The 7,801-nt window shown below is 59.6% G+C and carries 8 protein-coding genes; 6 read left to right on the top strand and 2 right to left on the bottom strand.

Features of this window, described 5'->3' with window-relative positions; translation table 11 throughout:
- Positions 1-158 precede the first annotated feature (158 nt).
- Together AC4IHP_RS27695 and AC4IHP_RS27700 are read right to left on the bottom strand one after the other, a co-directional pair.
- Positions 159-1,328 carry a catalase family protein gene (locus AC4IHP_RS27695; RefSeq protein WP_490833270.1) on the bottom strand — a complete coding sequence of 390 codons (1,170 nt, stop codon included), beginning with the start codon at positions 1,326-1,328 and terminating at the stop codon, positions 159-161.
- Positions 1,325-3,136, bottom strand: a complete 1,812-nt coding sequence (locus AC4IHP_RS27700; RefSeq protein WP_490833271.1) for a di-heme-cytochrome C peroxidase — start codon at positions 3,134-3,136, stop codon at positions 1,325-1,327. Before AC4IHP_RS27700 ends, AC4IHP_RS27695 begins: the two co-directional genes overlap by 4 nt.
- Before the next feature lie 269 nt (positions 3,137-3,405).
- Here AC4IHP_RS27700 and bamJ point away from each other — a divergent pair, with 269 nt between their 5' ends.
- The 6 genes from bamJ to AC4IHP_RS27730 all read left to right on the top strand — a co-directional run.
- On the top strand, positions 3,406-4,122 hold the full coding sequence (gene bamJ / locus AC4IHP_RS27705; RefSeq protein WP_016773732.1) for a BamJ family beta-barrel-assembly machinery protein: 717 nt from the start codon (positions 3,406-3,408) through the stop codon (positions 4,120-4,122).
- 292 nt (positions 4,123-4,414) lie between these two features.
- Positions 4,415-4,870 (top strand): YkvA family protein, encoded by a 456-nt coding sequence (locus AC4IHP_RS27710; protein ID WP_490833272.1) that lies wholly within the window; start codon positions 4,415-4,417, stop codon positions 4,868-4,870.
- A 112-nt stretch (positions 4,871-4,982) separates the two neighbouring features.
- On the top strand, positions 4,983-5,324 hold the full coding sequence (locus tag AC4IHP_RS27715; protein ID WP_490833273.1) for a helix-turn-helix domain-containing protein: 342 nt from the start codon (positions 4,983-4,985) through the stop codon (positions 5,322-5,324).
- Complete coding sequence (locus tag AC4IHP_RS27720; RefSeq protein ID WP_003223109.1) at positions 5,321-5,692, top strand: hypothetical protein; 372 nt, start codon at positions 5,321-5,323, stop codon at positions 5,690-5,692. Before AC4IHP_RS27715 ends, AC4IHP_RS27720 begins: the two co-directional genes overlap by 4 nt.
- Complete coding sequence (locus AC4IHP_RS27725) at positions 5,693-6,100, top strand: SEL1-like repeat protein (protein ID WP_490833274.1); 408 nt, start codon at positions 5,693-5,695, stop codon at positions 6,098-6,100. It begins immediately after the preceding gene.
- Positions 6,101-6,339: 239 nt separating this feature from the next.
- On the top strand, positions 6,340-7,801 hold a 1,462-nt coding region (locus AC4IHP_RS27730), incomplete at its 3' end, for a DUF6531 domain-containing protein (protein WP_490833275.1).

Genomic DNA, 7,801 nt, shown 5'->3' on the forward strand with positions numbered 1-7,801 from the left:
AGTTCAGTCGGTTAGAATACCGGCCTGTCACGCCGGGGGTCGCGGGTTCGAGTCCCGTCCGCTGCGCCATATTCGGTATCTGGAACTGAACGCCAGACACCACGGAAAGCCCGCCTTGTGCGGGCTTTTTGCTGTCTGCGATTTATAAAATCGCCGCGCTACTGCGCCGCATTGCGGGCATGCCGATAATCGCTCACCGCCTCGTACACCGCCTTGCGCAAGCGATTGATCCCGCCAATCGGCCGATGCGCCTCGATGCCGAACCATGGGTTGAACGACAGGTTGTCGCATTGCAGATTCAGCGCCGGCGTATCGAAGTCCTGCGCAGGCAGAGTGATCCGCGCCACCGTTTCAAACGGTGCATCCTGCTCACGCCACTCGATACTGGTGTCCTCAATCGGCATGTACTTGTTCGCGTCCTGGCGCTGGATCTGCAGGGCAAAACACGCCGGCACCCGATCCGTCGACAACTGTTGATTCAGTGCGCTGCGCAGGAAATTCGGCAAGTCGTGATTCTGTTTGGGCAACGTATACGCCGGGCAACGCTCGGGATCCGGCACAACGCGGAATTTGGCATTGGCCTCACCGAACTTGTAAGGCGATACCGAGAAGTAGGTAGTCGCGGTCGGGCTGTCCGGCGGCGCTGACAGCGTAGCCAACGCGATAAATAGATGACGGACCTGCCAGGTGCGCGGATCCCATGTCGGAAAAAACGCCATGACCTTCCTGTCGTCGGCCTGCGCCGCAACATTCTGACGATACTCGGCGACATTGCCGACAAAGAAATTCGGATGGCTGAACATCACGAAATCCTGTTCATGCTGGTCCTGGCGATTGCCGAGCAGTTGCGTGCCAGGAACCTCAAGCAACTTGATCGCCATCCCGCGCGCGTCGCGAATGCTGTCGAATTGGGGGTAGGCATTGCCGTTGGACAACCGGATCAGCGCTTGCCAGGTCTTGCCCGGCTCGCTGAACACACCCTGTCGCAGCGATTGCGCCAGTTCCGGTAAAACCTGCACTTGCGCCTTCACGCAGCCATGCGCCTTGGCGTGGGCATCGCGCAGATAACGCGTGGGTTCGCGGTGCTGGTCGACGATGCGCACTGCGGTTTGAATGACGTCCTGGGTCATCGCCGTTTCGCCCGCTGGAATCTGTTCCTGTGCAGATACCGGCCCCCGATGCTGCCAGGCAAACCACGCGGTGGCGATGGCCCAGCCGAGCAGGGCGATGACCAGCAGGATCAGCAGCGTCTTGCCAAGCAGACGCCCCAACCAGAGCCAGAAGCGAGCCAGTGGCGGCAGTTCCTTTTTGAATGTCGGCATGATCATGGCAACTGCGCCTCCAGTGGTCCGCCCAATACTTTCAGGTATTCGAGCAGCGCCCAGCGCTCCTCGGGTTGCAGGAGTCGGCCGATCACCCCGTTGCCGCGAGCGCCGGCGCGGAATTCGTGGCCGCTGTTGCGGTTGCCGCTGATGCGCGTGTCGAACAGAAACCCGTTGGCGAAAGCCTCGGTGCGATAGCCGAGATGGCGCGGGTCGTATTCGAGCGTGCCTTTATAGAAGGTTGGCGCGCGCTCATCCTGCGGTGACAGCAACTGATAGATGCTCGGCACCGAACCATTGTGCAGAAACGGCGCAGTCGCCCACACGCCTGCCAGCGGTCGGGCCTTGTAAGCGATTTTTTCGCGCACGCCGATTGGCAATCCAAAACCATCCATGCGCGGTTTTTCTTCCGGCGTGATGTTCGCTTCTTGATAGGCCCGTTTTTCTACAAACGCGGTGACGTAAGCCAGGCCCTTGGCCACCGACAATTGGCTCAGATCAAGCGGCTCCTTGGGGGCGGGGTGCAGTTTGACGTCCATCGTTTCCAGTTCTTTGACATCCCATTGCAGTGCACGCAGGTCGAAACGGTGACTGGCGATGTTGTTGGCCGCATTGGGATCGGTGCCGATCACGTCTAACGGCAGCATGTGCAGGTGCTGAACCCAGCGTTCGCCTTCTTGGGATTGGCGCGGGACATGGCAGCCGGCGCAGTTTTCCGCGAACAGCATGCGGCCCTTGGCGGCCAACGGCTTGTCGATCGCACCGAACAGATCTTCCGGCCAGGTTGGCGGCTTCAGTTGTTGCAAGGTTTCTTCGATGGCGTGCAGATCACGTACGCGCACGCTGGAGGGATAGCGCTCAGCGCCTTGTAGCGGCTGGCCGTTGCCATCGAAGAAGTTCAGCGTGGCACCGACGCCGAGCGCCTCGCCGATATTGCGCGCCATTGGCTGCTGGGCCGAGCCGTTCCACTGCACCCAGTCGAACGTCCACATGTCCCACAGTTGCGGATAATCCACCGGGGCATCGGCTACGCGGTAGTTGGCAGGGGAAATCGCATCGCCAAATGCCGCGTTGGCAATCCGGCCGAACGCATCGGTGCGCCCGGGTCCTTCCTCGGTCGGATAGAGGCCGCGATGGGTGTCGTTCCACGCCACTTTGACGAAGGTGTTCAGCGAGGTCTTGAGCTCGCTGCGCAACTGTTCGCGGCGCGCTTCGTAATCGTCTCCGAGCACCTGACGGGCGAAGCGCTCGAATTTCCACGGGTTGTAGTAGGTCGAGGTCAGACTGGCGACCAAGGCCTGTCCGAAACTGCCACCACGCAATGTAGGAACGCTGGAAGGCAATACATGTTGCGCGGTACCGCCATCGATGCGCACGGCCTGACCTTTGAAGCGCAACTCGCCGGTGTGGCAAGCGGCGCAGGTGATGTCCAGATAGTGCTCGGAAGCGTTGCCGGGATTCTGGTGTCGGGCGAAACCGACGGGGAGGTTGCCGGGGTTGTTCGCGGTAGCTCTTTGCTGCGGATCGACCAGGAAGCCGAAACGGGCGAGGTATTCGGGTGAGGCGAAGCGCTGTTCAGAGAAAGGCAATTCCAAGGCCTGGAACCACTCGTAACGCAGACCTTTGACTTGCGTGCCCTGCGGCGTGAAGTAGTAAGTCTGGCGTTGCGCTTCGCTCCACTGATTCAGGTAACGCACCTGCTGGGGTGGGGTGTAGAAGGGCAATTTCGGGTTGGCGACGTAATAGACGATGACGGCAAGGGCGATTACCGCCAGCACGATCACCACAGCGAGAACGCGGGATAAGAGGCGCAAGTTGAACATCCTTGTCGAATTGTTGCGATGTTATGCCTGAGCGGCGCTGGCTGGGCAAGTGGCCATTACGCCAGAAGCTGCGGCAAGTGACGACGACCCTTGTCGTCCATGGATGACAGAAGCTTCATCCAGCCATCGTCCAAATGCGTTTTAATCCCTGAACTTATCGGAAGATTCCTGCTCTCATGCCGGTAGCCATTGGTCGTGGCGGCCTGATAAGCTCGCGGCTTTACTCGATTGCCCATTCGGCGCATGAACAAGGAAATAGCATGAAACAGCATCGGTTGGCGGCGGCGGTAGCCCTGGTTAGCCTGGTACTCGCGGGTTGTGACTCGCAGACCAGCGTAGAGCTGAAAACCCCGGCGCAAAAAGCTTCCTACGGCATCGGCCTGAACATGGGCAAAAGCCTTGCCCAGGAAGGCATGGATGATCTGGACTCCAAAGCGGTAGCCCAGGGCATCGAAGATGCCGTTGGCAAGAAAGAACAGAAGCTGAAAGATGAAGAACTGGTCGAAGCCTTCGCCTCGCTGCAAAAGCGTGCTGAAGAGCGTATGGCCAAGATGAGCGAAGAGTCGGCAGCTGCCGGCAAGAAATTCCTCGAAGAAAACGGCAAGAAAGCCGGTGTCACCACCACCGCTTCCGGCCTGCAGTACGAAGTAGTGAAGAAAGCCGATGGCCCACAGCCTAAGCCGACTGATGTCGTCACTGTTCATTACACCGGCAAGCTGACCAACGGCACCGTGTTCGACAGCTCCGTGGAGCGCGGCAGCCCGATCGATCTGCCAGTCAGTGGCGTGATCCCGGGTTGGGTTGAAGGTCTGCAACTGATGCACGTTGGCGAGAAGTACAAACTGTACATCCCTAGCGATCTGGCTTACGGCGCTCAGTCGCCAAGCCCGGCAATCCCGGCCAACTCGGTTCTGGTTTTCGACCTGGAACTGCTGGCCATCAAGGATCCAGCCAAAGAAGACGCCGCTGCCAAGTAACACGCAACGGCTCGAAAACAACGCCTCGCTTATGCGGGGCGTTGTTGCATCTGGAGGTTGAGGAAGGTAAACAGAGCGAACTGACGCCGTTCAACACAGTCATAGCTTTGAGGCTGCCCGCGCTAGACGCCCTGAGCCGCCAAGTCAATGAAATATTGGGCTTTTTTATGTGAGTAAAAAACGCCCGATCTAAGCGCAGCCCTTATGAAACGGGGCTTTCAGCGCTGAAATGCAGCTCTGTTCACAAGGTTATCCACAATTTGTGTGGATAACATTTCAACGGGAAGAATAGATGAAAGCTCCGTGGAATTTCGCTCGATTCCTGCCCTTGGCCGGCCGTCTGCTGGCCCGTGGACGTCTGCCAACCCTGCTGTTTGCCGTGGCCAGTAAAGGTGCCGCGCAGGGCAATCGTCTGGGCAAACTCAAGGATGATCTGCGCTTGCTGCAGTCGCTGTGCATGGCCTACTGGCGTGGCGAGTATCGCGCGATCAGTGCCAAGTCACTGATTTCGGTGGTGGCGGGCCTGATGTATTTCCTCAGCCCGGTGGATGCCATTCCGGATTTCATCCCCATGTTCGGCATGCTCGATGACATCGCTGTCCTCGCCTGGCTGATGAAAACCCTCGATGACGAGCTCAACGCCTTCCGCCTGTGGCGCAAGCGTCAGCAACCCGAGAAGCTGGCGGTGGTTGAACGCCTCCCCGATACCCCTGAACAATTGCAGCTGCAAGGCCCGAAAAAGCCCTGATTGACCAAGACTGCCTACAGATAGATACCACTCGCGACCTTAGCCGCTGTTAGGATTACACTTCTAGGGAAAAGTGCCGACTCGCTAAGTGGTGTTGTCCTACGGGGTAGTCATGGATATTCAGATAATTGCACGCGATGGCGAACCCGAATACGCGGTTCTGCCGTGGGCTCAATATCAGGCTCTACTGAAAGCAGCAGGGATCAACGCAACATCGGCGCCGCAGCCAGCAGCGCCGCTCGCCGCCTCACCGGAGCCGATTCTTCCGGGTCTGGATCAATTACGCAGTTTGCGCGAAGGGAAGGGCATCGCCATCGAGGCGCTGGCCCGCACGGTAGGCATCAGCCCGTCTTATCTGGCCATGATCGAAAGTGGTGAGCGTCAGCCCGACGCCGCGATTCGCCGCAGCTTGGCCTGGGAACTGACGGTGCCAGGTTGGAGGGATGAATCGTGAGCGTACGCATCAGCCGTCAACATTGGGACGGATTGCTGGGGGAACTGGATCAGGCGCGCCGCCAGCGCCATCTTCTTACCTATCGAGCCCTGCTTGAACGTTTGCAGCTGCCGACGCCGGCGATGCAGACGCTGACGGCTGCGCTTGAGCATCTGGCCGCACTGGATGCCAAAGCCGAACAGCCGTTGCGCAGTTCGCTGGTCATCAGTCAGGGCGCGAGTCGTTTGCCGCGTACCGGGTTTTTTGAATGTGTCGAGCGTTTGGGGCGCTTTTCCGGGCCGTCGGACGGCGTTGCGGCCGCGTCCTGGCATGCGTCGGAAGTGGTCCGCGTCTTCGAATACGAATACCCGGAATCGGCGGAGGCCTGAGTGTTTCTACGGCTCAAGGCGCGGGCCGGTTACTGGCTGGCGCGCAGGCTTTTTCGTTGGTCGTGGTTCGTTCGCCAGCCGCGTGGCTGGCGCTGGCTTGAAGGCCAGTTCGCGCGCATGGCCAACCTCGGCGATGTCGGTGCGCAAAGCTTTTATGGGCACATTCTGACTTTTCGCGGCGTCGGGTTGGGCGCGCGTGAAGAAGGCGTGCGTTTACTGCGTCTGGCGGCGTTGGCTGGTGATGGTAAAGCGGCGTATCAAGTCGGCGTGATCAGCCTCGCCGGTACCCCGAGCAAAGCTCCGGATCCCGCTGAAGCCGCTCGTTGGTGGAGCATGGCTGCCAAAGCCGGACACCCGTTGGCCGAGCTTAAGCTGCAACAGCTGAAGGCTGGTGATTCAACGCAGTAATTCCATGTATGTCTTCTAAGTAAACGCGGCGCGAGGTTTTCCTCACGCCGCGTTTACGTTTCTGCCTGCACGTTTTTCGCTTGATGTTGAATTGCAGATTAGTCCTACATCCTTTGCCTACTCGCCTGACTTCTTTCCTTTTTGATCCCCCGCACAGTTCCCGCGACTAATTTCTTGCGCGAGGGACCGCTCATGCTTCAGCCCGTTTTTCAGCCCACCTTGTTTGCTCGCGTGTGTTGATGGAAGCCATCGCGCGCATCGAGCAGGAACTCGACAGCTTCCCGCAAACGCTCAGCCTCTACCGCAAACAGCTCGATCACTGGCTCAGTCGCAGGGTGGACCAGATCAGCGAGGCAGCAGACCTGCCATCGCTGGTGGGTATGGAGCGGATCATTCGCTTCGGCGATCGCAGCACGGCGGTCAGTAGCAGCGACGAGGAGTTTTCTTCCAGCGTCGTCCAGTGCCCGCAGGGCGGGCTCATGCAGATCGAGAGCAAGTTCGAATCGGTCTACGACATCCCGCTGGGCAACATTTCCGTCGATGTGGTCGACGTAGATAGCGGCAAGACCAGCCCGGTCACTCTTGATCAGCAGGGCAAGGGTGAATTCAGAGGCGAAGAGGGCAAGTTCTACCGCGTTCTTGTGCACAGCGCTGTCACCTCCAACCAAGTCGCGGAGCTGTTCAAATCCTATGACGGTTTGACCGGCGAGCTGGACGGCTGGCTGCGTAGCGAGTGGCAGGGTTTCAAGCCGCAGTGGCCACAATCGGTGGCGACCGCAGCCAGCAACGGCATGCTCGCCGGCAGTTGGGCGGCCATCGAGGGGGTATGGGACAGCCTCGGTCTGCTCTCGGAAATTCTTCAGGACCCTGGCAAGTTCGCCGAGCGTCTAGGCAGCGGCGCGGCTGATCTGATCGAGCTGGCACAGACCGCGCCTGATCTCATGGAAAAGCTGCAGTTGCTGGTCAGTGACGAGGCGGCGATGTGCTTGCTGCTGCGGTCGGCGAGCCTGTGGATGGAAATGCTGCCGCCCAGCGAGGTTGCCGGCAAGTCTGCTGAAGTGGCGTCGATGATGATCGTGCAACTGATCATCGATGTGTTGATCAGCGTGGTGCTGACGTTTGTCGGTGCAGGGGCGGGGATCGCCTACCTGACGCTACGTCTGGCTGACCGTGCAGCGCAGTTGTTCAACGTCGCCAAGCGTCTGGTCAGGGCGCTGTTCAGCATCGTCAGCACCTTCATTGAATACGTCGACCGCTACAAAGCCGTTGCCGCGCGCGGCATCGCCGCCGGGGTGAAAAAGGGCCGGTTGCAGTTGCGCTGGGATGCCAAGCGCAACGCCATGTTGAAGAAAGACGAACAGCACGACGACGTCCCCGATCAAGCGAAAAACCCCAACGGCGATGCCGCCGACTGCGTGCCCAACACCTGCAAAAACGGTTGTCCGGTGTCGATGGTCACCGGCGAAGAACTGCTGACCCTGACCGACGCGGTGCTCGACGGTGTGCTGCCATTCGAGTTCACCCGTTTGTACCGCAGCAGCGCGGTCGAGATCGACATCGGTTTGGGTTTCGGCTGGAGCCATACCCTGGCCCATCGGCTGGCCTTCGACGGCGATGGCGTGATCTGGATCGACCACGAGAACCGCCGTACCCGCTTTCCCCTGCCAAACGTCGCGCGCCCGGCGATTCACAACAGCCTGT

It is taken from the genome of Pseudomonas sp. UF-293, from assembly GCF_058245595.1.

Excerpts from the sequence above, each read along its gene's own strand:
- AC4IHP_RS27695 (WP_490833270.1), bottom strand. The coding sequence starts at position 1,328 with ATGATCATGCCGACATTCAAAAAGGAACTGCCGCCACTGGCTCGCTTC.
- bamJ (WP_016773732.1), top strand. The coding sequence starts at position 3,406 with ATGAAACAGCATCGGTTGGCGGCGGCGGTAGCCCTGGTTAGCCTGGTA.
- AC4IHP_RS27710 (WP_490833272.1), top strand. The coding sequence starts at position 4,415 with ATGAAAGCTCCGTGGAATTTCGCTCGATTCCTGCCCTTGGCCGGCCGT.
- AC4IHP_RS27715 (WP_490833273.1), top strand. The coding sequence starts at position 4,983 with ATGGATATTCAGATAATTGCACGCGATGGCGAACCCGAATACGCGGTT.